General features: G+C 75.5%; 20 protein-coding genes. 9 read left to right on the plus strand and 11 right to left on the minus strand.

Annotated elements, in window-relative coordinates:
• Positions 1–97: 97 nt before the first annotated feature.
• Positions 98–2,026 (minus strand): hypothetical protein, encoded by a 1,929-nt coding sequence (locus ACGFZP_RS25800; RefSeq protein WP_392937284.1) that lies wholly within the window; start codon positions 2,024–2,026, stop codon positions 98–100.
• Between the two features lie 273 nt (positions 2,027–2,299).
• Positions 2,300–3,034 (minus strand): hypothetical protein, encoded by a 735-nt coding sequence (locus ACGFZP_RS25805; protein WP_392937286.1) that lies wholly within the window; start codon positions 3,032–3,034, stop codon positions 2,300–2,302.
• Between the two features lie 174 nt (positions 3,035–3,208).
• Between ACGFZP_RS25805 and ACGFZP_RS25810 the strand changes: the two genes are divergently transcribed.
• On the plus strand, positions 3,209–3,763 hold the full coding sequence (locus tag ACGFZP_RS25810) for a SigE family RNA polymerase sigma factor (protein WP_392937288.1): 555 nt from the start codon (positions 3,209–3,211) through the stop codon (positions 3,761–3,763).
• Positions 3,764–3,830: 67 nt separating this feature from the next.
• On the plus strand, positions 3,831–4,781 hold the full coding sequence (locus tag ACGFZP_RS25815; RefSeq protein ID WP_392937291.1) for a hypothetical protein: 951 nt from the start codon (positions 3,831–3,833) through the stop codon (positions 4,779–4,781).
• Between the two features lie 87 nt (positions 4,782–4,868).
• On the opposite strand, the gene ACGFZP_RS25820 is transcribed toward ACGFZP_RS25815, so the two are convergent.
• The 8 genes from ACGFZP_RS25820 to ACGFZP_RS25855 form a co-directional block, all read right to left on the minus strand.
• On the minus strand, positions 4,869–5,660 hold the full coding sequence (locus ACGFZP_RS25820; protein ID WP_387946808.1) for a type III pantothenate kinase: 792 nt from the start codon (positions 5,658–5,660) through the stop codon (positions 4,869–4,871).
• 35 nt (positions 5,661–5,695) lie between these two features.
• On the minus strand, positions 5,696–6,658 hold the full coding sequence (gene nadC, locus ACGFZP_RS25825) for a carboxylating nicotinate-nucleotide diphosphorylase (protein ID WP_392937294.1): 963 nt from the start codon (positions 6,656–6,658) through the stop codon (positions 5,696–5,698).
• 4 nt (positions 6,659–6,662) lie between these two features.
• Positions 6,663–8,336: an L-aspartate oxidase gene (locus ACGFZP_RS25830; RefSeq protein WP_392937297.1), complete on the minus strand. Its 1,674-nt coding sequence runs from the start codon at positions 8,334–8,336 to the stop codon at positions 6,663–6,665.
• Between the two features lie 17 nt (positions 8,337–8,353).
• A complete protein-coding gene (gene panD / locus ACGFZP_RS25835; protein WP_392937300.1) occupies positions 8,354–8,803 on the minus strand; it encodes an aspartate 1-decarboxylase in 450 nt (149 codons plus the stop codon).
• Between the two features lie 147 nt (positions 8,804–8,950).
• Entirely contained in the window at positions 8,951–9,856 is a 906-nt protein-coding gene (gene panC / locus ACGFZP_RS25840) for a pantoate--beta-alanine ligase (RefSeq protein ID WP_392937302.1), read from the minus strand.
• A complete protein-coding gene (locus ACGFZP_RS25845; protein WP_392937305.1) occupies positions 9,856–10,821 on the minus strand; it encodes a Rossmann-like and DUF2520 domain-containing protein in 966 nt (321 codons plus the stop codon). The genes panC and ACGFZP_RS25845 overlap by 1 nt, the downstream gene beginning before the upstream one ends.
• A gap of 161 nt (positions 10,822–10,982) precedes the next feature.
• Positions 10,983–11,672 (minus strand): response regulator, encoded by a 690-nt coding sequence (locus ACGFZP_RS25850; RefSeq protein WP_392937308.1) that lies wholly within the window; start codon positions 11,670–11,672, stop codon positions 10,983–10,985.
• A gap of 45 nt (positions 11,673–11,717) precedes the next feature.
• On the minus strand, positions 11,718–12,944 hold the full coding sequence (locus ACGFZP_RS25855) for a sensor histidine kinase (RefSeq protein WP_392937311.1): 1,227 nt from the start codon (positions 12,942–12,944) through the stop codon (positions 11,718–11,720).
• A 130-nt stretch (positions 12,945–13,074) separates the two neighbouring features.
• Between ACGFZP_RS25855 and ACGFZP_RS25860 the strand changes: the two genes are divergently transcribed.
• Positions 13,075–14,091 (plus strand): SAM-dependent methyltransferase, encoded by a 1,017-nt coding sequence (locus ACGFZP_RS25860; RefSeq protein ID WP_392937314.1) that lies wholly within the window; start codon positions 13,075–13,077, stop codon positions 14,089–14,091.
• Positions 14,088–15,257, plus strand: coding sequence for an NADH-quinone oxidoreductase subunit D (locus ACGFZP_RS25865; protein ID WP_392937317.1), 1,170 nt, complete (start codon positions 14,088–14,090; stop codon positions 15,255–15,257). The genes ACGFZP_RS25860 and ACGFZP_RS25865 overlap by 4 nt, the downstream gene beginning before the upstream one ends.
• Positions 15,258–15,260: 3 nt before the next feature.
• Here ACGFZP_RS25865 and ACGFZP_RS25870 read toward each other — a convergent pair whose 3' ends face one another.
• Positions 15,261–16,073: a hypothetical protein gene (locus ACGFZP_RS25870; protein WP_392937631.1), complete on the minus strand. Its 813-nt coding sequence runs from the start codon at positions 16,071–16,073 to the stop codon at positions 15,261–15,263.
• A 254-nt stretch (positions 16,074–16,327) separates the two neighbouring features.
• On the opposite strand from ACGFZP_RS25870, the gene ACGFZP_RS25875 reads away from it, so the two are divergent.
• From ACGFZP_RS25875 to ACGFZP_RS25895, 5 genes are all read left to right on the plus strand, one after another.
• Positions 16,328–16,732: a hypothetical protein gene (locus tag ACGFZP_RS25875; RefSeq protein WP_392937319.1), complete on the plus strand. Its 405-nt coding sequence runs from the start codon at positions 16,328–16,330 to the stop codon at positions 16,730–16,732.
• Between the two features lie 84 nt (positions 16,733–16,816).
• On the plus strand, positions 16,817–19,783 hold the full coding sequence (locus ACGFZP_RS25880) for a toxin glutamine deamidase domain-containing protein (protein ID WP_392937322.1): 2,967 nt from the start codon (positions 16,817–16,819) through the stop codon (positions 19,781–19,783).
• Positions 19,784–19,895: 112 nt separating this feature from the next.
• A complete protein-coding gene (locus ACGFZP_RS25885; RefSeq protein ID WP_392937325.1) occupies positions 19,896–21,200 on the plus strand; it encodes an SUKH-4 family immunity protein in 1,305 nt (434 codons plus the stop codon).
• Positions 21,201–21,438: 238 nt separating this feature from the next.
• Positions 21,439–22,299 (plus strand): glycerophosphodiester phosphodiesterase, encoded by an 861-nt coding sequence (locus ACGFZP_RS25890; RefSeq protein ID WP_392937328.1) that lies wholly within the window; start codon positions 21,439–21,441, stop codon positions 22,297–22,299.
• Between the two features lie 140 nt (positions 22,300–22,439).
• The gene (locus ACGFZP_RS25895) at positions 22,440–23,399 is read left to right on the plus strand and encodes a Ppx/GppA family phosphatase (RefSeq protein WP_392937331.1); all 960 of its coding nucleotides are present in this window, start codon (positions 22,440–22,442) and stop codon (positions 23,397–23,399) included.
• Positions 23,400–23,909: the final 510 nt, after the last annotated feature.

Consider the following 23,909-nt stretch of genomic DNA (forward strand, 5'->3'; position numbering starts at 1 on the left):
CCGTGCTCCGCCACGGGATATCCCCGCCGCACCGCCGTGCGGTACGGCGGAAGGGGGAGGGCGCCGGGGCGCCCTCCCCCTTCCGGGTCCGGTCGGGTCAGCGCGAGATCACGTAGAAGTACGCGTTGGTCCGGGAGGTCCGGGTGCCGTCGGCACTGACGGCCTCGACGTAGAGCGTGTGGCTGCCCCACTGGTACACCGGGAGGTCGAGCGTCGCGGTGCCGCCGGTGGCGGCGATGCTGGAGCGCAGCGAGGAGTTGTCGTCCAGGCCGTAGCGGAAGGTCGCGGCCTGGAAGCCGGGCTCGATCTCGTCGGTGGCGGCGGTGAGGGTGAACCGGGCGGTCTGTCCGGAGTAGAGCGTCCCCGGGTCGGAGATCGTCATCCGGAAGCCGGGGTCGTTCCCGTAGCGGAAGCTGCACGGCCGGCTGGCCGCGGTGGTGTGGACGCCGTCGGTGCCGTAGGCGTACCAGCTGTAGGCGCTGCCGGTCTTGAGGTCCGCCAGGGGGACGCCGAAGGTGGACTTGGTGCCGGGGGCGGCCTGGGGGCCCGCGTAGCTCCTGGTGCCGTCGGGGCCGGTGATGACGTACTGCGTCCAGACCGGGCCGGTGGCGCCGGGCACCGGGCTTCCGACGGCGCTGAAGCCGGTCGAGTACATGCCCGGGTGGAGCCAGCGGCCGGGGCTGGGGACGTCGCAGGCGACCGGGTACTCCCAGTCCATCGACAGGCCGGTCGGGCCGCCCTGGGGGGCGGTGAAGTAGCCGAAGAGGTCGACCACCACGTCGACCGAGCCGGCGTTGTTGTAGAAGTTCACGTTCCCGGAGGCGTCCACCGGGACGATCACCGTGTTGGCCACGGTCTGGTCCGCGGTGTAGTTGAGGTTCGAGCTGCTCGGACGGGGGCTGCCGCCCGGGTAGACGTCGAGGTGGCCGGTGGCGGTCGGACCGGTCGCGGTCACGTTGAGCACGACGGCGCTCGGCCTGGCGTCGCCGAGCCCGGAGCCCTCGCCGACGTTCCAGCCGAGCACGCCGCCCGGGCCGACCTTCTGGCGGCCCGGGTCCCGGGTGTCCAGGACCCGGGTCGGACCGGTGGCGGTGAAGCCGGAGCCGCTCGGGGCGCCGGTGTAGAAGCCGAACACGTCCACGACCAGGTCGGCCGTGCCGATGTGGTTGTAGAGGTCGATGCTGCCGTCGGCGCCCAGCGGGACGGTGACGAGGTTGGGCACCGTCTGGTCGGCGGAGAAGTTGAGGTTCGACGTCGAGGGCCGGGCGGTGCCGTGCGGGTAGACCGTGACGAAGCTGGAGTCCGCGGTGTCGGTCGCGGTCACGTTGAGCACCACGGCGGTCGCCCCGGCGGCCGGGACGCGGTTCTTCCCGGCGAGCTTGAGGTTGACGGTGCCGTCGGTGCCGACGTGCTGGGCGCTGCCGCCGGGCCCGCTGCTCCGGGTGTCCAGGGCCCTGGACGGGGTGACCGGCTGGAAGGTGGACGCCGTCGCCGCCGCGTCGTCGGTGTAGTAGCCGAAGACGTCGGCCACCAGGTCGACCGAGCCGAGGTGGTTGTAGATGTCGATGTAGCCGTTGGTCACCGGCACGGTGACCAGGTTGGCGACGGTCTGGCCGGGGGTGAAGTTGAGGTTGGAGGTGCGGGGCCGCGGCCTACCGTCGGGGTGGACGGTGACGTAGCTCTCCTCGGTGGTGTCCGTCGCGGTGACGTTCAGGACCACCGCCGTGGCGCCGGGGGCGAGTTGGCCGACGGCGAAGCGCAGCGTGCTGTCGCCGCCGAGCGGGCTCCTGGTCGGGACGCCGATGGCGTTCCGGGTGTCCAGCAGCCGGGTGAGGTCGGTCTGGACGAACCGGCCGGGCTGGACGGCGGCCGGGGGGACGGGGCCGCCGGCGGCGGCCGGTGCGGCCGAGGCCGGTACGGCGGCCGTCGCCAGGGCGAGGGCGGTGCCCGCGACCGCGAGGCGCAGCAGTGCGCGCGGCGGTGACCAGGCCCGGGGCCGCGGCGGGTGGGGGGCGGACGAATCCATCCTTGCTCCAGGGATCGTGGGTCGGTAGATCGGGGGGAGCGCACGATGGACGGCCGCCCGCGGTGCGGCCGCGCGGATCGCGGCCGGTGCGGTGTCCGGCGAAAAGGAATGAGGATGCCCCTGCAAAGCCCGCCCCCGCCGGAGGGGCGCTCCGGCACCCCACAGTCATACCAGCGCGGCGATCACTCCGGCTGCACCCCGATGATCACCGTTCGGCAAAAACCTCGGAGGGGCGGCGGGCCGATGGCCCACCGCCCCTCCGACGCCCCGGGGTCAGCCGGTACCGGTGGCGAGTTCCAGCTCCTCCGGGTCCGTGGTGGGCGGGGCCGGGTGGACGGCGGGCTTGGGGCGGCGGCCGAAGAGCTCGGCGGGGGTGGGCATCCGGTGCGGCCGGGGCTGGCCCTTGGGAGCGGCGGGCTTCTCGGCGGGGGAGTCGGTGCTGCTCATCGGGATCCGTCCTCCAACAGGGGTGGGGAGACTGCGCGGGGGTGCGGCAGGACTCGGTACGGCCATGAGGTGGCGCTGTCCGGTGGTGAGGGCGAGCCGTTCGCGGACGGCGGCCTCGGCCAGCGCGTGGCAGCGGCCGGCCAGCCGGGAGCGGCGGGAGCGTTCGCTCTGGCCGCACGGCTGGCGGGTCAGCCCGCGCAGCGCGGTGAGGTCCTCGGGGCCGGGCAGGTAGCCGTCGGTCACGGCCTCCTCCAGACGTTCCAGGTAGCCGCTCGCGCTGCCGGGCAGGGCCGCCCGGTAGCGGGCGAGGTCGGCGAGCAGGAAGGCGCGCAGCCGGCCGCCCTCCTGGACGGCCTCGTCGATCGCCTCGGTCAGACGCAGGGCGTCCTGGACGTCCTCCGCCCACAGTTCGGCGCCGACGCCGGCGAACGGCAGGCGGTCGGAGACCTGGAGGTGGACGGGTACGGCGGGGTGCAGGGCTTGGGCGAGGGCGCGGCGCAGCACGCGGACTTCGTCGGCGCTGAAGGCCATGCCGCCGCGCGATCCGTGTGGCGTAGGCATGGGTTGACACTACGTGAGGAATATCCGATTTGTCGGTAACGTCGCGCCGACGCCCCACGTTCGGCCGGACACGAACTCGCCCCGGAAGAGTTTTTCGCCGCCGCTGTAACATCCCCGCCGCGACCCGGGTCATCCATATGTAAGGGAAATCAATCCGGGGGAGCCCAGGCAGAGATGGCGCGAAACAGTGAGGCCGGCCCGGGGGGCCGCGGCGCGCGGGACGAGGCGTTCAAGGCCTTCGCGGTGGCCCGGACGGGACACCTGTACCGGACGGCGTGCCTGCTCACCGGCGGCGACACCCACCTCGCGGAGGACCTCGTCCAGGAGGCGCTCGGGCGGATCTACGCCCAGTGGCACCGCACCTCGTGGTTCACGCCGCGGGCCCGGATCGAGAACCCGGCCGGCTACGCGCACACGGTGCTGGTCCGGGTCTTCCTCTCGCACCGCGGCCGGCGCAGCTCCACCGAGCAGCCCGTGGACGAGGTCCCGGACGGCGCCGCCCGGGAGGGCGACACCACGCTGCGGCTGACCCTGGTCGACGCGCTCGGCCGGCTGTCGCCCCAGGACCGGGCGGTCCTGGTCCTGCGCTACTGGGAGGACCGCAGCGTCGGGGAGACCGCCGACATCCTGCGCAGCACCTCCGGGGCGGTCCGCACCCGGACGGTGCGCGCGCTCGGCCGGATCCGGTCGCTGCTCGGCGACAGCCTCGGCGAGCTCGCGGAGCGCTGACCGCGCCGCCCGCCCGCCCTCGATCACCACCTTCACCCGCACTCCAGGCCCGACAGGGAGATCCGTCATGTCCGCAGACCCGACCCCGATCGACGAGCAGTACACGCACGACTTCGCCCGGGAGCTCGCCCGGGCGGGCGAGACCTTCCACACCGAGCCCACCGCGCTGATCGACTCCGCCTGGGTGGTGGGCCGCCGGCTGCGCCGCCGCCGGCGGGCGTCGATGGCGGCCGGCGCCGCCGCCCTGGCGCTGATCGGGGTCGGCGGGGTGGCCCTGGGCTCCGGAGCCGGCTCCCCCTCCGTGGTCGGCGCGGCGTCGGAGGGCGGCACCGCAGCACCGAAGCTCTCCGGCGAGCAGGTCCTCGCCCTGCTGACCGAGCTGCTGCCGGCCGGGACGACGGAGGTCGGCGAGGCCCGCGGGACGGAGACCGACACCACCCAGATCCGGATGGTCCACGACGACGGCAACGGCGCGGGCCAGCTGCTGTTCTGGATCACCCCGACTGCGGTGGGCCCCGACCACACCTGCCCGAATCCGCCGATCGCCGGGGACGGCTGCACCGCGACGACCCTGCCGGACGGCTCCGACCTGGTGGTCTACCAAGCCGGGACCCGGGCGGGCGAGCCGGCCGGCTCCAAGACCTGGGCCGCGTCGCTGTACAGCGCGAACGGCTACACGCTGATGATCCAGGAGTGGAACCGCAAGCCGCTGGAGCGGGGCACCCCGATCACCCGTACCGACCCGCTGCTGAACACCGGGCAGCTCGCCGCGGTGGCCACCGACGCGCGCTGGCGGCAGGTCGCCGCATCCCTGGCGCAGGCCGGACCGAAGCCCAGCGCTCCCCCCGCCAGCCCCGGCGGCCAGGCTCCGTCCGCGCCCTCGGAGGCGGTGGCCTCCGCGTTGGCCTCCCTGGCGGCCGGGCAGGGTGAGGCGACCTCCGCGGACGGCTACACGAAGGTGGTCGTCGGGCGTTCCCCGGGGCCGCTCCCCTCGCCGACCGCGGAGGCGGGCCGCTGATCCGGCCCACCCGCCCACGTGCCGATGGCGCGTCCGCAGGACGGACGCGCCATCGGCACGTGGCGGGCGGGTGGTGCCGGGGCCGGCTCAGGCGGCCGCAGGCCGGTTGCGCTCGTACACCAGGCGCAGGCCGATCAGCGTCAGCCAGGGCTCGTGCACGTCGATGGTGGTGGCCTCGCCGAGGACGAGCGGGGCGAGGCCGCCGGTCGCGATGACCTGGACGTCGTCCGGGTCCTTGGCGAGCTCGCGGGCCATCCGGTCGACCAGGCCGTCGACCTGGCCGGCGAAGCCGTAGAGGATGCCGGACTGCATGCCCTCCACGGTGTTCTTGCCGATCACGTTGCGCGGGCGGGCCAGCTCGATCTTGCGCAGCTGGGCGCCGCGCACCCCGAGCGCCTCCACCGAGATCTCGATCCCGGGCGCGATCGCCCCGCCGACGTAGTCGCCGCGGGCGTTGATCGCGTCGAAGGTGGTGGCGGTACCGAAGTCGACCACGATGCACGGGCCGCCGTAGAGGTGGCTGGCGGCCAGCGCGTTGACGATCCGGTCGGCGCCCACCTCCTTGGGGTGGTCCATGAGGACGTGCACGCCCGTCTTCACCCCCGGCTCCACGATCACCGCGGGGACGTCGCCGTAGTAGCGGCGGGCGACCTCGCGGAGCTCGTGGAGCACGGCGGGGACGGAGGAGCAGATCGCCAGGCCGTCCACCGCGGCCTCGGCGACCGCGGTGTGCGAGCCCATCAGGCCCTGCAGCAGCACCGCCAGTTCGTCGGCCGTGCGGCGCGGATCGGTGGAGATCCGCCAGTGCTCGGCCACTTCCTCGCCGTCGAACAGGCCGAGCGTGGTCTGGGTGTTTCCGACGTCGATGGTGAGGAGCATGGGGCGCTTTCTGCGTGAGGGGAGGTGAGGTCCGATCAGGCGCGCAGGTCGAGGCCGATGTCCAGGATCGGCGAGGAGTGCGTGAGCGCACCCACGGCCAGGTAGTCGACACCAGTCTGGGCGACCTCGGCCGCGGTGGCCAGGGTCAGTCCGCCGGAGGCCTCCAGCCGGGCCCGGCCGGCCACCAGCTCGACGGCCTGCTTCAGCTGCGGGACGGTGAAGTTGTCCAGCAGGATCAGGTCGGCCCCGGCCTCCAGCACCGGCGGGATCTGCTCCAGGGTGTCCACCTCGACCTCGACCGGCAGGTCGGGGTAGGCGGCCCTGACGGCCCGGAACGCCTCGGCGACGCCGCCGGCCGCGATCACGTGGTTGTCCTTGACCAGGGCCGCGTCGGAGAGCGCCATCCGGTGGTTGGCACCGCCGCCGCAGCGCACCGCGAACTTCTGCAGCGCCCGCAGGCCCGGGGTGGTCTTGCGGGTGTCGCGGACCACCGCGGCGGTGCCCTCCAGGGCGTCCGCCCAGGCCCGGGTGGCGGTGGCGATGCCGGAGAGGTGGCAGAGCAGGTTCAGCGCGCTGCGCTCGGCGGTCAGCAGGTCGCGGGTGCGGCTGCGCACCGAGAGCAGCACCTGGCCGGCCTCGACCCGGTCGCCGTCCTCGACGTGCCGCTCGACCTCGAACTCCTCCTCGCAGACCAGCGAGACGACGGCCTCGGCGATCCGCAGACCGGCCACCACACCCGCCTCGCGGGCGGTGAAGTCGGCGGTGGCGACGGCGTCGGCCGGCACGGTGGCCACCGAGGTGACGTCCTCGCCGCCGGCCAGGTCCTCGGCCAGCGCCAGGGTGGCGATGTCCTCGACCTCGACCGGGTCCAGCCCGGCCGCCTCCAGCAGCTCGGCGAGCTGCGGGTCCAGGCCGGTCTCGTAGCCCTCGGCGTCCCCGCATGCGCAGCCGTCGCCGCAGCCGTCGGCCATCGGGAGTTCCTCGTGCGAGTGGGTCATGGTTCTACTGCTCCTCAGGAGTGCTGACAAGATCGCCGGACGCGGTGAGGGTGGTGATCAGGTGGCGCTGCCAACGGTCGTCGTCCCGCTCGGGGAAGTCCTCGCGCCAGTGGCAGCCGCGGGTCTCCGCGCGCTGGGAGGCGGCCTCGACCAGGGCGGTGGCGACCAGCAGCAGGTTGGCGGCCTCCCAGGTCTCGACCCGGGGGTCGGCCGGCTTCTCCTCGGCGATGTGCGCGTGGGCCTGCTCGGAGAGCAGCGCCAGCCCGGCGGCCGCGTCGGCCATCGAGGCGGCCGAGCGCAGCACGCCCGCACCGCGGGACATCAGCCGCTGGATCTCGGCGCGGGCCTCGGGCGCGGGCAGCGGCACCGGGTGCGCGGCGCGGGCGGCGGCGACGTCCACCGAGCGCTCGGGCAGGTCGTCCGCCCGGTGGCGGGCGACCAGGTCGGCCGCGATCCGCTCGGCGAAGACCAGGCCCTCCAGCAGGGAGTTGGAGGCCAGCCGGTTGGCGCCGTGCACACCGGTGCAGGCCACCTCGCCGCAGGCGTACAGGCCGGGGACGGTGGTGCGGCCGGACAGGTCGGTCCGTACGCCGCCGGAGGCGTGGTGCGCGGCCGGGGCGATCGGGATCGGCTCGGTGACCGGGTCGATGCCGTGCGAGCGGCAGGAGGCGAGGATGGTGGGGAAGCGCTGCTCCCACATCTCGGCGCCGAAGTGCCGCCCGTCCAGGTACATGTGCTCGGCGCCCTTGAGCTGCATCTGCCGGGTGATCGCCTTGGCGACGATGTCGCGCGGGGCGAGCTCCGCCAGCTCGTGCTGCCCGAGCATGAAGCGGGTGCCCTCGGCGTCCACCAGGTGGGCGCCCTCGCCGCGGACGGCCTCGGAGACCAGCGGCTGCTGGCCCGCGGCCTCCGGGCCGAGCCAGAGCACGGTCGGGTGGAACTGCACGAACTCCAGGTCGGTGGCCTCGGCGCCGGCCCGCAGCGCGAGCGCCACGCCGTCGCCGGTGGAGACCGCGGGGTTGGTGCTGGCGGAGAAGACCTGGCCCATCCCGCCGGTGGCGAGCACCACCGCGCGGGCCCGGATCGCGCCGACGCCGTCGCGCTGGCCCTCGCCCATCACGTGCAGGGTGAGGCCGGCGGTGTGTCCGTCGGCGTCGGTGAGCAGGTCGAGCACGAGGGCGTGCTCGATCAGCTCAAGGCCCGGGTCGGACCGGACGGCGGAGACCAGGGCACGGGATATCTCGGCGCCGGTGGCGTCCCCGCCGGCGTGCGCGATCCGGCGGCGGTGGTGGCCGCCCTCGCGGGTGAGCAGGATCTCGCCGTCCTCGCCGCGGTCGAAGGCGGCGCCGGTCGCGATCAGGTGGCGGACGGCCTCCGGGCCCTCGGTCACCAGGGTCCGGACGGCCTCCTCGTCGCAGAGCCCGGCGCCGGCCACCAGGGTGTCGGCCAGGTGCTGCTCGGGGGTGTCGCCCTCGCCCAGGGCGGCGGCGATGCCGCCCTGGGCCCAGCGGGTGGAGCCGTCGTCGAGCATCGCCTTGGTGACCACCACGGCCCGCAGGCCGGCCTTGCGGACGTTGAGGGCGACGGTGAGGCCGGCCACCCCGGAGCCGACCACGACGACGTCGGTGGCGGTCGTCCAGCCGGGGGCGGGGGCGGTGAGGCGGTGCGTGGTGGGCATGGCGTTCAGTGGCTCCTTCAGCGCGCGGCGGTTGCGGCCGCGCCGTCCGGGCTACCGTACGCTTCGTCGCCGCGGATCAGTCCGGTGCCCTCCCCGGCCTCGGCGGGGTCGCCGCCCATGCCGGTGATCCGGTTCTGCGCGTCCACGAAGACCACCTTCGGGACGTAGCCCTTGGCCTCCGCGGTCTCCATCTGCCCGTAGGCGATGAGTATGACCAGATCGCCGGGGTGGACCAGGCGGGCGGCGGCGCCGTTGATGCCGATCACGCCGGTGCCGCGCGGGCCGGCGATGGTGTACGTCTCCAGCCGGGCGCCGTTGTTGATGTCGACGATGTGGACCAGCTCGCCGGGGAGCAGGTCGGCGGCGTCGAGCAGGTCCTCGTCCACCGTGACCGAGCCGACGTAGTGCAGGTCGGCCTGGGTCACGGTGGCCCGGTGGATCTTGGACTTGAGCATGGTGCGGAGCATGGGGTCACGCCTCCTGTGAGTGCATGCCTGAGGGTGCTTCGGTTACCGAACGGTTCAGTGTGGTGCTCGTCCGCGCAGTGGTGGCGGATTCCGTGCGTGGTGCTCGTCCGCCGCCGGGCGGCGGACGCGTGCGGGCGCCCCGGCCGCCTAGCGGCAGATGAGGCGGACGTTGTCGATCAGGCGGGTGGAGCCCACCGTCGCGGCGACGGCCAGCACGGCCTCGCCCTGGAAGTCGTCCGCGGCTTCGACGAAGTCGTGGGGATCGATCAGGGCGAGGTAGTCAAGGGTGACACCTTCGGCGGTGTCGAGGACGGCCGCGGCGGCCTCGCGGACGGCCTTGGGGCCCTGCGCGGCCGCGTCGCGGCCGGCGAACAGGGCCTTGGAGAGGGCGAGCGCGTGCGCGCGGTCCTCCTCCGAGAGGTAGCGGTTGCGCGAGGACAGCGCCAGCCCGTCCTCCTCGCGGATGGTCGGCACGCCGACGATCTCGACGTCGAAGTCCAGGTCGGCGGTCATCCGCTGGACGATCGCCAGCTGCTGGGCGTCCTTCTCGCCGAAGAAGGCGAAGTCCGGGTCGGTGATGTGCAGCAGCTTGGCGACGACGGTCAGCACGCCGTCGAAGTGGCCGGGCCGGGTGGCGCCCTCGAAGCGCTCGCCCATCGGGCCGGCCGCCAGGCGCACCTGCGGCTCGCCGTTGGGGTAGACCTCGTCCGCGGTCGGGGCGAAGACCACGTCGGCGCCGGCCTCCTCGGCCAGCTGGACGTCCTCGTCCAGGCTGCGCGGGTAGCGCTCCAGGTCCTCGCCCGCGCCGAACTGCAGCGGGTTGACGAAGACCGTGACGGCCACCCGGCCCTCGGGGCCGACCTGCTTGCGGGCGGCCCGGATCAGGGCGGCGTGGCCCGCGTGCAGCGCGCCCATGGTCATCACGACCGCGTTGTCCACCGGCTGCTCGTCCGGCCAGAAGGCGGACTCGAAGTCGGCGACGGTGTACGTCACAACGGCCCGGCGGACCTTGGGTGCCCGGTGCGCCTTGGCCGGCTGCTTGCCGCGTGCCATCAGTTGCTCTCCTCGTTCAGTACGTCCAGCAGCGCCGCCGCCGACGCTTCGTCGATGGTTCCGTTGGCGAGTGCCCGCTGCGCGGTGGCCCTGGCCATCGCCCGGTAGGCCGCGGGGATGTCCGGGGACACCGTACTGAGCTGCGCCAGGTGGCGCCGCACGGTGCCGGCGTCGCCCCGGGCGACCGGGCCGGTGAGGGCCGCGTCGCCGGAGCGCAGGCTGTTGTCCAGGGCGGCGCCGAGCAGCGGGCCGAGCAGTCGGCCGGGCTCGGCGACACCGGCGGTGCGCAGCAGCTCCAGCGCCTGCGCGACCAGGGTGACCAGGTGGTTGGCGCCGTGCGCGAGGGCCGTGTGGTAGAGCGGGCGGACGCCCTCCGGCACCCACTCGGGCTCCCCGCCCATCTCGACCACCAGGGCCTCGGCGACCGGGCGGAGCTCCTCGGGGGCGGTCACCCCGAACGGGCAGCCGGCCAGCCGGGCCAGGTCGACGGAGGTGCCGGTGAAGGTCATCGCGGGGTGCAGCGCGAGCGGCAGCGCCCCGGCCCGGGTGGCGGGCTCCAGGACGGCGACGCCGTGCGCGCCGGAGGTGTGCACGACCAGCTGGCCGGGGCGGACGGCGCCGGTCGAGGCGAGCCCGGCGACCAGGTCGGCCAGGGCGTCGTCGGGGACGGTCAGCAGCACCAGGTCGGCGGCGGCGAGCACCTGCGGCGGGGTGACGATCCGCACACCGGGCAGCAGTGCGTCGGCCCGGCGGCGGGAGGCGGTGGAGACCCCGGAGGCGGCGACCACCCGGTGTCCGGCGAGCTGCAGGGCGGCGCCGAGCGCGGGGCCCACCCGGCCGGTGCCGACCACGCCGACGGCCAGTCGGGCCGGGCGGTTGCCGGGGTCGGCCGGGTCGGCGAAGCCGTCGCCGAGCGGGGCGAACCCGTCGGACCCGGTGAAGTCGGCGCTGTCGGACGTGCTCACGGCTCGACCCTCGTCCTCACTCTCCGTTCCGGTCCTCTTCGGGTACCGGACGTACCGGCCCATTCTACGGGCCGGACGCCGGGGTGCATCCATCCGCCGGTGGCCGGTCGAACCGCCGCCCGGGCCCAAACCCGGGTCCCGGCTCGGGCCGTGGCGACGGCTCAGTCCGCGGCGCCGGCCCGGATCAGGCCCGCCTCGTAGGCGAGCACCACGGCCTGGACCCGGTCGCGCAGGCCGAGCTTGGCCAGGATCCGGCCGACGTGGGTCTTCACAGTGGCCTCGGACAGCACCAGCCGGGCGGCGATCTCGCCGTTCGACAGGCCCTGGGCGACCAGCAGGAACACCTCCCGCTCGCGCTCGGTCAGCGGGGCGAGGGTGTCCGGTCCGGCCGCGCTCGCCGGGGTGGGGAGCACCTCGGCGAAGCGGTCGATCATGCGGCGGGTGGTGGTCGGGGCGACCACCGCGTCCCCGCCGTGCACCGCGCGGATCGCGGCCACCAGCTCGGTCGGCGGCACGTCCTTGAGCAGGAAGCCGCTGGCGCCCGCCTTGAGCGCGGCGAAGGCGTACTCGTCCAGGTCGAAGGTGGTGAGGATGAGGACGTGCGGGGCGTCCGGCAGCGGGCTGCCGTCCTCGGCCAGGCAGATCCGGCGGGTGGTCTGCACACCGTCCAGGCGGGGCATCCGGACGTCCATCAGGATCACGTCCACCGACGTGTGCCTGAGCCGCTCCAGGGCCTGCGCGCCGTCACCGGCCTCGGCGGCGATCTCGATGTCGCCCTGTGACTGCAGGATCATCCGGAACCCGGTGCGCAGCAGCTCCTGGTCGTCGACGAGCATCACGCGGATGGTCAAGGTGGCTCCTATTTCGAGGGCTGCGCAGGGGTGCGGCGGCGCGGTTCAGTGGGCGGTCTTGAGCGGCAGGACTGCTCGGATCCGGAAGCCCCCGCCGGGCCGCGGGCCCACGTCGAGGCTGCCGCTGACCATGCCGACCCGCTCACGCATGCCGATCAGACCATGGCCCTGGCCGTCCGCGCCGCCGGAGGCCAGCTGCTCGTCGGTGGTGCCGCGGCCGTCGTCCTCGATCAGCACGGCCAGCTCGCGCTCGCCGAAGTCCACCGCGACCCGGGCGTGCACATCGGGGCCGCCGTGCTTGCGGACGTTGGTCAGCGCCTCCTGGACGATCCGGTAGACGGTCAGCTCGACGCCGCGGGGCAGCTCGCGAGGGTCCCCGGAGGTGGCGAACTCGACCTGCAGACCGGCCGTGCGGACCTGCTCCAGCAGCTCGGGCAGCTCCTCGACGCCCGGCTGCGGCACGTACTCCTCGGCGGTGTCGGCGGTGCGCAGCACGCCCAGCAGGCGGCGCATCTCGACCAGGGCCTGGCGGCCGGTGGAGGCGATGGTGCTCAGCGCCTCCTTGGCCTGGTGGGGCGAGTTGTCCAGCACGTAGGCGGCGCCGTCGGCCTGGACGATCATGACCGAGACGTTGTGCGCGACCACGTCGTGCAGCTCGCGGGCGATCCGGGCGCGCTCGGCGGCGACCGCCACCTTGGCCTGGGCGTCGCGCTCGCGCTCCAGCCGGGCGGCGCGGTCCTCCAGCTCGACCAGGTACGCCCGCCGGACCCGGGTGAGCCTGCCCCACGCCCAGCAGAGGATGAACGGGGTGCTCATCAGCGCGGTGATCAGGACGGACTCGCCCAGCTGGTACGGGCGCTGCAGGATGTCGCCGTCCTCGTCGCGCAGCACCTTGGTGGGGTGGATCTGCCAGAAGGTCAGCGGTCCGGCCGCCAGCCCGGCGGTCAGGGCCAGCCGGGACGTCCAGCGGGAGCCGAACGCGGCACCGGTGTAGGCGAAGACCAGGTAACCGATGCTGGAGGCGGCGGGCAGGACGCCCAGCACGATCTGGCCGACGCCGAGCGCGGTGGCGGCGGCCACCGTGGCGTCGGGGTAGCGGCGCCGAAAGACCATCAGCAGCGGGATGATCAGGGCGACGGCGAACTGGACGCCCGCCCGCCAGCCCGTGTTGGCGCCGCTGTCCGGGAGGACGCCGAGGAAGAGCACGATCGCCGCCCATGCGGAGTCGACCACCATGGGGTGTCGGCGGATCCAGGCATTGAGTCGTTGCACGCTGTTAAGCCTAGGCAGTCGCGAAGCGTGTCCAGGTCCGCCGGGAGGGCGATCCCTCCTACTCCCTAGGTCGGAGAAGCCCCGGCTTCGGTTGGGAGGGTCGCCCGGTCTGCCGGTAGCGTCCGGCGGCATGAGCTGGATGCGGTGGCGGCCCGCCATGGAACAGGCCCTCTACGCCCCGGACGGCGGCTTCTACCGCAGGCCGGAGGGCCCGGCGGGGCACTTCCGCACCTCGGTGCACGCCTCCCCGCTGTTCGCCCGGGCGGTGGCCCGGCTGCTGGTGGAGGTGGACCGGGCCCTCGGCCGTCCGGAGGAGCTGGCCTTCGTGGACGTCGGTGCGGGCCGCGGCGAGCTGCTGTCCGGGGTCCTCGCCGAGCTGCCGGACCCGGTGCGGGCCAGGCTCCGGCCGTACGGGGTGGAGATCGCCGCCCGCCCGCCGGGCCTGCCGTCCACAGTCCTGTGGACGGACACGCCCCCGCCGGGCGTCACCGGACTGCTGTTCGCGAACGAGTGGCTCGACAACGTGCCGCTGGACTTCGCCGAGGTCGACGGGGACGGCGTGCTGCGCTACGCCGAGGTGGACCGCACGACCGGCGTGGAGCGGCTCGGCGAGCCGGTGGCGGCGGCCGACGCCGCCTGGGCCGGGCGCTGGTGGCCGGTCCGGCGCCCGGGGGACCTCGTCGAGCTGGGCGCCCCGCGCGACGAGGCCTGGGCCGCGGCGGTCGGCACGCTGGAGCGCGGCCTGGCGGTGGCCGTGGACTACGGGCACACCCTCGCCACCCGCCCGCCGTTCACCACCCGGACCGGCTTCCGGGCCGGCCGTGAAGTCCCGCCGGTGCCGGACGGCTCCTGCGACATCACCGCGCACGTGGCGCTGGACGCGGTGGCGGCCCCCGCCCTCCACAGCCTGTGGACAACGCAGCGCGACGCCCTGCGGGCCCTCGGGGTGAGCGGGGCCCGCCCGGCACTGGCCCTGGCGTCCACCGATCCGGTGGCCTACCTGCGGGCGCTCGGCGGCGCGGGGGAGGGCGCCGAGCTGACCGATCCGGCCGGGCTGGGCGGCTTCGGCTGGCTGGCGCAGACCGTCCGCATGCCGGTACCGGAGAGCCTCGCCGGCCTGGAGGGATGGCAGACTCTCCAGTCATGAGGGAGACCACGGTCGGCATCGGGGCGGGAGCCGAGAACTTCACGGGCGAGGCGGGCACCACCGACATGGTGCTCAACATCGGCCCGCAGCACCCCGCGACCCACGGCGTGCTGCGCCTGAAGCTGGTGCTGGACGGCGAGCGGATCGTGTCCGCCGAGCCGGTGATCGGCTATATGCACCGCGGCGCGGAGAAGCTCTTCGAGGCCCGGGACTACCGGCAGATCATCATGCTGGCGAACCGGCACGACTGGCTCTCGGCCTTCGCCAACGAGCTCGGCGTGGTGCTGGGCGTCGAGCGGATGCTCGGCATGGAGGTCCCCGAGCGGGCGGTGTGGATCCGCACCCTGCTCGCCGAGCTGAACCGGGTGCTCAACCACCTGATGTTCCTCGGCTCCTACCCGCTGGAGCTGGGCGGGATCACCCCGATCTTCCACGCCTTCTCCGGCCGCGAGGACCTCCAGCACGTGCTGGAGGAGGCCTCCGGCGGCCGGATGCACTACATGTTCAACCGGGTCGGCGGCCTCAAGGAGGACCTGCCGGCCGGCTGGCTCGGCCGGGTCCGGGCGGCCGTCGGCATCGTCCGCGCCCAGCTGCCGGTGTTCGAGGAGCTGGTGCTCGGCAACGAGATCTTCCGCGCCCGGACGGCCGGCGTCGGGGTGCTCAGCCGGGCGCACGCCGAGGCCTACGGGGTCAGCGGCCCGATCGCGCGCGCCAGCGGCCTGGACTTCGACCTGCGCCGCGACGAGCCGTACCTGGCGTACGGCTCCGAGGAGCTGCGGCGGGTGCTGACCGTGGTCACCCGCGAGGAGGGCGACTGCCTGGCCCGCTTCGAGTGCCTGCTGGAGCAGACGGTCAACTCGCTGGACCTCGCGGACGCCTGCCTGGACAAGCTCGCCACGCTGGCGCCCGGCCCGGTCAACCTGCGGCTGCCCAAGGTGCTCAAGGCGCCCGAGGGCAGCACCTACGCCTGGACCGAGAACCCGCTCGGGGTCAACGGCTACTACCTGGTCTCGCGCGGCGACAAGACGCCGTGGCGGCTCAAGCTCCGCTCGGCGTCCTTCAACAACATCCAGGCGCTGACCGAGCTGCTGCCCGGCACCCTGGTCGCCGACATGGTGGCGATCCTGGGCTCGATGTTCTTCGTCGTCGGGGACATCGACAAGTAGCCGCTACTTCTTGGCCTTCTTCACCGGGTCGGCCGGGTGCGGGGCGACCTTGCGGTCGCCCTTGGTGGCGATCCGCTGCTCGCACAGGCCGGCCAGCACCTGGTACCCGGCGGGGCCCATCAGCTCGGTGAGCTCGGGGCGGTAGCTGATGTACACCGGGTCCGGGCCGTCGTGCGCCTCCGGGCTGCCGGTGCACCACCAGTGCAGGTCGTGGCCGCCGGGGCCCCAGCCGCGGCGGTCGTACTCGCCGATGGTGACCTGGAGGTAGCGGGTGTCGTCCGGGCGGTCGATCCAGTCGTAGGTGCGGCGCACCGGCAGCTGCCAGCAGACGTCGGGCTTGGTCTCCAGCGGCTCCCGGCCCTCCTTGAGGGCGAGGGTGTGCAGCGCGCAGCCGGCGCCGCCGGGGAAGCCGGGGCTGTTCAGGAAGAGGCAGGCGCCGTTGATCCGGCGGGTCTGGCGGTCGCCGTCCTCGTCGAACATGGTGATGCCGCCGTCGAGCCTGATCCGGCCCCTGTCGTCGGTGCCGTGCTCGAAGTTCTCCCAGATCTCGGGCGTCAGCCGGGCCGCGTGGCCGGACACGCGCTTCTCGTCGTCCTCGTCCGAGTAGTGCGCGCCGAGCGTGCAGCAGCCGTCCGACTCGCCGCGGCCCTCGCGGATGCCGTGGCAGCCCCGGCCGAAGATGCAGGTCCAGCGGGAGGTCAGCCAGGTGAGGTCGCAGCGGAACACCTGCTCCTCGTCGTCCGGGTCGGCGAACTCGACCCAGGCGCGGGGGAAGTCGAGCGCGACCTCGGGGACCCCGGGGCCCAGGGTGGGCATGGCGAGATCGACCGGGGTCGAGCCGGCCTTGGACTTCTTCTTGGACGTGTCTGCTGCCACCCGGCAAGGGTAGAGCCTCCACGGGGGTGCGAACCGCCCGTGGCCGGGGCATTTGCGGTGATTTCACCGGCCGGGCGGCCCCGGCGGCCCGGGCGGTGGTGGTGAAGGCGGGGTGAAGAGGTCGCCTGCGCCCTGCGGGCCGCACCGGCGGCACCCCTAGGATGGCGGCCGGTCCGCTACGGGGAGGTACGGGGATGGCCAGCGGCAGCAGTACCGGCACGTCCGGGGGTGGGAAGCTCGTTATCAAGCCGTGGGAACTGCACGGCGAGGGGCGGGAGTTCGAGAAGATCTCGCAGGACTTCGGGAAGGCCGCGGCGGCTCTGGAGCAGAGCCTCACCGCGCTCGGCAGCCCCTGGGGCCTCGACAAGCCGGGCAGCGGATTCGCCGCCGCCTACCAGGAGGCGCACGGCCCGCTGCTCGGCGGGCTGCGCGGGCTGGCCGGTCGACTCGGCCAGGTCGGGACCGGTCTGCACACCATGGCCGAGCGCACCGCCGACGCCGACGGCACGGCCGCGGCCGCCTTCGGCCCGGGCTCCGCCGCAGGACCGGCGGCAACCCCGCGCGCGCCCGGGACCGTCCCCAGGGACAGGTCGGCCTGACGCCCGAACCGTCCGCGGCGCCGGTGCGACGGCCGCGGACCGCAGAGATCCGCTGAAGTGCGTACGTCGAAGGGGGAGATGCGCGTGTCCCGGAAGCTGCCCGATGAACTGGTACCCGTACTGGCCAGGACCGGCCACCAGTGGCCGCAGGCCGACGAGGACGGGCTGCGCAAGGCGGCCGGGCACTGGCGGGAGTTCGCCACGGAGTCCGAACGCCTCGCCAAGCGCGGCGGGGACTCCGCCAAGCGCGTCACCGGGGAGAACTCCGGCCTCGCGGTGGAGGCCTTCGGCGAGTACTGGCAGGCGTTCACCGGCGGCGGCAAGGGCCACCTCGACGACGCGCACTCCGCGGCCGGGCTGGTCGCCGGGGCCTTCGACACGGCCGCCCGGGCCGTCGACGGCTGCAAGGCCGACATCGTCGCCACCCTCAACGAGCTGGCCGCCGAGCTGAAGAAGGCCGAGGAGCAGGCGGCCCAGGCCAAGGAGGCCGCCGCCAAGGTCGCCGCGGCCGCGCAGAACGGCGGCGGGGACGCGCCCGGCGGGGTGTTCGGCGGGCTGCGCCAGAGCGTCGGCGCGATCGCCTCCGGGGTGCGGAACACGGCCACCGAGAAGGTCGCCGAGACGATGGCGGCGGTCGCCGTCGAGACCGCCAAGCTGAAGATCGGCGGGCTGCTGGACGAGCTCGGCCGGGCCATGAAGGACGGCCTCACCAGCACGCTCAAGGAGCCGGCCGTGGTCGCGCTGCTGCGCCTGGCCACCGGCCCCGGCGGCTCCACCGCGGTGCGTACGACCTCCGTTACCGGGCCGGGCGGCGTCTTCGACCCGGCGGCGGCCGGACTGCCCGCCGTGCTCGGCGAGCCCGGGGTGCTGGGCGCCGACGGCGCGGGCCTGGCGGTGGTGGTCGGCCAGGACGGCAAGCCGGTGGTCGGCGTACCCGGCCTGACCGTCAAGCTCGACGCGGCGGGCAAGCCGGTGCTGGACGAGGAGGGCAACCCGGTCATCGTCCGGGCGGACGGCACCGCGGTCGCGGACTCCGACGGGCTGCTGGTGGTCCAGGGCGCGGACGGCAAGCCGGTGGTCGGGGTGGAGAACCTGGCCGTGCAGGTGGACGAGCACGGACGGCCGGTGCTCGGCAAGGACGGCCGACCGGTGCTGACCGACCAGGACGGCCGACAGGTGCTCGGCGTGCCGCTGGCCGACCCCGGGCACACGCACGGCAAACCGGGGCGGGAGACGGCGCTGGACGGCGCCCCGGGCGGGCCGGGTGGACCGGGCGGTCCGGGTGGCCCGGGCGGCCCGGGCTCGGTGCCGCCCGGCGCGAACGGGGTGGTGCTGACGGCGTCCGGTGCGGACGGCGTGGTGCTGGCGGCGGGCCCGGAGGCGTCCGTCCGCGTGGGCGGTGCGCACGGCGGCTCCAACGGCTCCAACGGTGGTTCCAACGGCGGCGGTGGCGACGACGGCCCGGTGCAGGTCCGGACCGGGCCGGTCAGCGCGGGCGGCGGTGGCGGTGGCGACTGGTCCCCGCCGGTGCGGCCCGCCGCCCCGGCCCACCAGGGCGGCGGCTCGGCGCCCTCCGGCGGCGGGGGCGGCGACGCGCCCTCCGCCGGCCAGCCTTCGGCGCCCTCGCACGGCAACGGCAACGGTGGCGGTGGCGGCGTCGGCGCGCCCGTCACCGTGCGGACCGACTCGGTGCTCGCACCGCCCGCACCCCCCTCGTACAGCCCCGGCTCCGCCCCGGGCCCGGAGGTCCACCACGGGCCGTCCGCGGGCTCGGGCGGCAGCACGTACAGCACCCCGTTCGGCGGACCGGTGAGCGCGGGGCCGGTCAGCCTCGGACCGGTGGGCGCCGGACCGGTCGGCCCCGGCCCGTACGCGGGCGGCGGCCCGGCGCCGGGCTCCGGTGCGATCGGGCACGGCCCGGCGCCGTTCGGCGGCGGTACCGGCCCGGCCGCCCCGGCCGGCGCCGCCGGCGCGGTCCACGGCACACCGGCGGGCCCGGCCGGTCCGGCCGGCCTGGTCGCCCTCCCGGGGGCGGCCGCCCCAGGCTCCGGCACGCCCGGCGGGAGTACGCCCGGTACGGCCGGCCCCGGACAGCACGCCCCCGCCGAGGCCCGGCCGGGCGCCGCCGTGGGCGCGCCCCGGGCGGCCACCGGCACCCCGCACCCCGTCACCGCCCCCGGCCCGCTGCCCGTGCCGCCGCCCCCGGCCGCCCCGCCGGTCGTCGGACCCGGCGCCGGCCGCCCCGAGTTCCACTCCGGTGACACCCGCCGCCGCCCGGACGGCTCGCCGACCGAGGGCCAGACCGGCCTCGGCTGGGCCGTCCTCCCCGTCGCCACCGCCCACGCGATGGCCCTCCAGCTGGCCATGCGCGCCCTGCGCAAGGACGGCGGCGCCGAGGACGCCCTGGCGGTCCGGCTGCGCACCATCGCCGACAGCCGCCCGTACGGGCTCCCGGGCGGGCTCGGCCCGGTCGACCCGGAGCACCAGCGCGAGGTGGAGCGCCGGGCACCCCGGGACGGCGACGGCGTGCCGGTACGCCACCCCGACCCGGCGGCCGGCGGCTGGGCCGAGGTGGTCAACGACGGCGGGTACGGCGAGCCGGGCCGCGCCAACAACAGCCTGGAGATCGCCCTCTCCGCCGTCGACACCTTCACCGGCCGGCCCACCTGCGCGGCCCCGCGGATCCCCACCGAGGGCGACGCGGGCGAGCGCGGCGGCCGCGACCGCGCCGAGCGCGAGCTCGGTGCGCCCTTCCGCGACCTCGGCGACGGCGACCCGGCCTTCGACCGGCTGGCCGGCGAGCTGCGCCGGGCCGGCCACGGCTCCCAGGCCGTCCTGCTCACCCTGGACGGCTTCGGCCGCCCGCACGCCTGGAACGCGGTCAACCACCAGGACACCGTGACCTACCTGGACCACCAGGTCGGCCGCCGCGGCGCGGCCCCGCTGCACGACGGCGGCCACGGCCTCTGGGCGATCGCCCTGGACCCGGAGGGCCGCCCGCTGGACCTCGCCGCCACCGGCGCCGCCCATGCGGTGGGCGCCGCCTCGTGACCGCCCGCCGCACCGCGCGGGCCGCCACCCGTCCGGCGGGCCCGCGCGGCGCCGCACCCCGCCCGGGCGGACCCCCCGCCCCCCACCGCGCCGATGCAAGGAGCACCACCCCGTGACCACCCGCGCGCAGGCGATCGAGGCCGCGCATCGCTGGATCAACGGCGACCTGCCCAGGGCCTCGGCCGACGGGGCGACCGGCAGCCGTCCGGTGCACTCGCACGAGTTCGACCTCGGCTGGGTGGTCTGGGCCGAGCCCCCACCGGTCCGGATCGACCCGCTGACCGGCGAGCGGCGGGCCCCCGAGGAGATCGGCGCGGCCTGCGCGGTGGTGGACCGGGCGACCGGCCGGTTCACCGTCTGGCCGTCCGTACCGGTGGACCAGGTGGTCACGCTCTACCGGGACTTCCTCGGTGCCGGGAGCCACGACCCGGCCCTGCCGCCGGTCACCGGCCGGGGCGCCAGGGCCGAGCTGAGCTACCTGGACGCCCAGGGCGAGCCCTGCTCGCTCGTCCTGCGCTCGGAGCCCGGACGGCCGCACCCCGCGCTGCGCGCCTGGTGGCGGCTGCGCGAGCAGGGCCTGCGGCCCGAGGACGTCCTCGCCGTCCACACCGACCTGCGGATGGGCGCCCTGCCCGGCGGCTACTGGGCGCACGCCCTGGCCGCCGAGCTGCCCGCCGCCCGGGTGGGCTCCGAGCTGCCGTACGGGCCGCGCTTCGACCACCGGGCGGCCGCCGTCCGCGCCCTGCCGCCCGAGCCCGGCGAGCCGCGCCGCAACCGGGTGCCGTTCCCGCGGGCCGTCCCGCCGCTGCCCGCCGAGCCGGACCGGCTGCTCGCCGCCCGGCTCGTCGAGCGGTTCGGCCCCGGCGGCGTCCAGCGCTTCGACCCGCAGAACGTCACCCGGGCCGACCTGCCGGAGGACACCGCCCGGTTCCTGCTGACGGTCGGTGTGCCGGTCGCCGTCGAGGGCTTCTTCGCGCTGCACCACCCCAGGCCGGACGCCATCGCGGACGGCACCCGGCCCGGCCCGGTGCTCCCCCCGATCGCCGCCCACCTGGCGGAGGCCGGCCGCGGCACCCGGGCGGCCGAGCGCGAGCTCCGGGCGCTCGCGCCGCAGCTGCTGCTCGGCACCGACGGCTGGGCGCTGGTCACCCTGGACACCGCCTGCGGCGCCGTCCGCGCGGTCGACCCCGACTACGCCACCGCCCGGCACTGCAACGCCGGCCCGGCGGCCTTCGTCCGGTGCCTGGCGCTGTTCGCCGAGCAGCTGCCCGGCCTGCGCGGACTGCACCCGCACGCCGCCGGGCCCGCCGTCGCCGCCCTGCAGTGGGGCCTGGCCGCGATCGACCCGACGGTCTTCGACGACCCCGAGAACTGGTGGGCCGTCATCGTCGAGCAGCTCTGGGACGGCCTGCTGTGAGGACGGCCGGCGGGGCCCGGCGGCGGGCGGTGCGGGCGGGCGGCGCGGCGGGATCCCGGCGGGCGTCCGGGTGAACCGCGGTGCGGCGCGGCCCGGATGCCCCGTACCGCGGGAGCAGGCTGAGGGGAACCGGCAGCGCTGTCGGGTTGTCAGATCGATTTGATGATCCTCCACCGATCCGTCGAGGATTCCCCTCACGCCCGCACCCGGCGTCCGAACCAGAGCTGGAGCCCGAGCCGTGACCGCCTCGCCCCGCGCCGCCCACACCGCCGTCCTGGCCGCCCTCGCGGTCCTGGCCGCCGGCTGCGCCGGCGCACCCGGCCTGCGCGCCAGGACGGCCGCCGCCCCGCCGGCCTGCGGTGCACCCGCGGTGATCGGCCACCGGGGCTCGCCGCTCAGCGCCCCCGAGAACACCATGGCCTCCTTCGAGACCGCCCTCACCCAGGGCGCCGACTGGCTGGAGACGGACGTCCAGACCACCCGGGACGGCGTGCCGGTGCTGATGCACGACGCCGCCGTGGACCGGACCACCAACGGCAGGGGCGCCGTCTCCGACCTGACGGCCGCCCAGATCGCCGACCTCAAGGTGACCGTCGGACCGGGCCCGGCCGAACCCGTCGCCACCCTCGACCAGCTGCTCCGGCGGCTGGCCGGCAGCAGCGTCACGCTGCTCATGGAGCTCAAGTGGCAGCGCGCCGAGGACGTGCAGCGGATCGCCCGGATCGCGTCCGCAAGCGGCGCCCGGGTCTTCCTCTACTCGTTCTCCGCCGAGCACCTGCGGCAGGCCCACGCCGTCGCGCCCGCCCTGCCGGTCGTCCTCATCCAGGGCGGCGCGATCGCCGAGGACCCGGGCGACCTGCCCCTCCACGGCATCGCCCTGGACGCCACCCTCGCCACCGCCTCCCGGATCGCCGCCGAGCGGAAGGCCGGCCGCGAGGTCTACGTCTGGACGCTGGACGACGAGGACTCCTGGCAGCTGATGACCGAACGCGGGGCCGACGGCCTGATCACCGACACCCCCGGCCGGGCCCGGCACTGGGCCGACGCCAACTGCCGCGGTGCGGACGGGGTCGCGCCGCGCGGCGGCCGCCCGCACTGACCGGACAGCCGTACGCGCCGACCGCGCACCCGCACCCGCACCCCACCCGCTTCGCACTGGTTCGTACCAACCGCCCGGACCAGCACGGATACCGCCACCCCGGGCCTCCCGCGGGGCCGGATCGCGTAGCGTGGAGAGTTATGCGACTCGGTGTGCTCGACGTAGGTTCCAACACGGTCCACTTCCTTGTGGTGGACGCCCATCCCGGTGCCGCCCCGCTGCCCGCCTACTCCCACAAGGCCGAGCTGCGGCTCGCCGAACTCCTCGACGAGCAGGGGGCGATAAGCGCGGCCGGGGTGGACCGGCTGGTCGGCATGATCGCCTCGTCGATCCGGGTCGCCGAGGACAAGGGCGTCGTCGACATCCTGCCGTTCGCCACCTCCGCCGTCCGGGAGGCCGCCAACGGCGAGGAGGTGCTGCGCCGGGTCGCCGAGGAGACCGGCGTCGAGCTGCAGGTGCTCTCCGGTCAGGACGAGGCGCGGCTCACCTTCCTGGCCGTGCGCCGCTGGTTCGGCTGGTCCTCCGGGCGGCTGCTCAACCTCGACATCGGCGGCGGCTCGCTGGAGATCGCCTGCGGCCTGGACGAGCAGCCCGACGTCGCCTGCTCGCTGCCGCTCGGGGCCGGCCGGCTCACCGCCCGCTGGCTGCCCGGTGACGTCGCCGACCCGGACGGCCTGCGCGAGCTCAGACGCCACATCCGGGCCGAGATCGCCACCGTGGTCGGCGAGATCTCCCGGCTCGGCGCCCCCGACCACGCCGTCGCCACCTCCAAGACCTTCAAGCAGCTCGCCCGGATGACCGGCGCCGCCCCCGCCGACGCCGGCCCGTACACCGACCGCCGGCTCACCCGCAGCGGGCTCGCCGCCTGGGTGCCCCGGCTGTCCGCGATGACCGTCGCCGAGCGGGCGCAGATCCCCGGCGTCTCCGAGGGCCGGGCCAAGCAGCTGCTGGCCGGCGCCCTGGTCGCCGACGCGGCGATGGACCTGTTCGGCCTGGACGAGCTCGACGTCTGCCCCTGGGCGCTGCGGGAGGGCATCATCCTGCGCCGCCTGGACGCCATAAACAGCCCCGCCGACCGCAGCCCGGCCCTGACGCCCTGAGGGCGCCGCCGACACGCCCGGCCGGGCGCCGATCCGACGACATCCGCGCAGCCGGTCCCGGGGGGGCCGGTCCCGTTCCGGGCGCGGTCCGCTTACGCTGTCTCCCGTGGCGCAACCAGCGGACGAGGACGGGACGCGGGAGGGCCGCGCGCCCGGGGACGGGCAGCCGCGGTCGGACGCCCCGCGCGGTCGGCGCCCCGCAGGCGGCGGCGGGGGCGACGAACCGGGAGCCCCCGGACGGGCCCGCAAGCTCGGCAAGGCCGTGAAGGGCGCCAGGGCGGCGAAGACCGCGCAGCCGGCCGAGCCGGCCGAGACGGCGAAGAAGGCCGCGAAGAAGGCGGTGAAGAAGGCCGCCAAGAAGAGCGCCAAGAAGACCCCCGCGGCCAAGCCGCCCACCGCCAAGGCCGCCGGGACCCCTGCCACCCAGCCCCCTCGCGAGACCAGGACGGCCCGTGAGACCAGGGCCCCGCGGGAGACCAGGACCGCCCGCGCCGCCGGCGCCGCCAAGGC

The sequence above is a fragment of the Kitasatospora sp. NPDC048239 genome (assembly GCF_043202015.1).
GTDB lineage: Bacteria > Actinomycetota > Actinomycetes > Streptomycetales > Streptomycetaceae > Kitasatospora.

Excerpts from the sequence above, each read along its gene's own strand:
- ACGFZP_RS25860 (WP_392937314.1), top strand. The coding sequence starts at position 13,075 with ATGAGCTGGATGCGGTGGCGGCCCGCCATGGAACAGGCCCTCTACGCC.
- ACGFZP_RS25810 (WP_392937288.1), top strand. The coding sequence starts at position 3,209 with ATGGCGCGAAACAGTGAGGCCGGCCCGGGGGGCCGCGGCGCGCGGGAC.
- ACGFZP_RS25865 (WP_392937317.1), top strand. The coding sequence starts at position 14,088 with ATGAGGGAGACCACGGTCGGCATCGGGGCGGGAGCCGAGAACTTCACG.
- ACGFZP_RS25815 (WP_392937291.1), top strand. The coding sequence starts at position 3,831 with ATGTCCGCAGACCCGACCCCGATCGACGAGCAGTACACGCACGACTTC.
- ACGFZP_RS25830 (WP_392937297.1), bottom strand. The coding sequence starts at position 8,336 with ATGCCCACCACGCACCGCCTCACCGCCCCCGCCCCCGGCTGGACGACC.
- panD (WP_392937300.1), bottom strand. The coding sequence starts at position 8,803 with ATGCTCCGCACCATGCTCAAGTCCAAGATCCACCGGGCCACCGTGACC.
- ACGFZP_RS25820 (WP_387946808.1), bottom strand. The coding sequence starts at position 5,660 with ATGCTCCTCACCATCGACGTCGGAAACACCCAGACCACGCTCGGCCTG.
- panC (WP_392937302.1), bottom strand. The coding sequence starts at position 9,856 with ATGGCACGCGGCAAGCAGCCGGCCAAGGCGCACCGGGCACCCAAGGTC.
- ACGFZP_RS25800 (WP_392937284.1), bottom strand. The coding sequence starts at position 2,026 with ATGGATTCGTCCGCCCCCCACCCGCCGCGGCCCCGGGCCTGGTCACCG.
- ACGFZP_RS25895 (WP_392937331.1), top strand. The coding sequence starts at position 22,440 with ATGCGACTCGGTGTGCTCGACGTAGGTTCCAACACGGTCCACTTCCTT.
- ACGFZP_RS25805 (WP_392937286.1), bottom strand. The coding sequence starts at position 3,034 with ATGCCTACGCCACACGGATCGCGCGGCGGCATGGCCTTCAGCGCCGAC.
- ACGFZP_RS25870 (WP_392937631.1), bottom strand. The coding sequence starts at position 16,073 with ATGCCCACCCTGGGCCCCGGGGTCCCCGAGGTCGCGCTCGACTTCCCC.
- nadC (WP_392937294.1), bottom strand. The coding sequence starts at position 6,658 with ATGACCCACTCGCACGAGGAACTCCCGATGGCCGACGGCTGCGGCGAC.
- ACGFZP_RS25875 (WP_392937319.1), top strand. The coding sequence starts at position 16,328 with ATGGCCAGCGGCAGCAGTACCGGCACGTCCGGGGGTGGGAAGCTCGTT.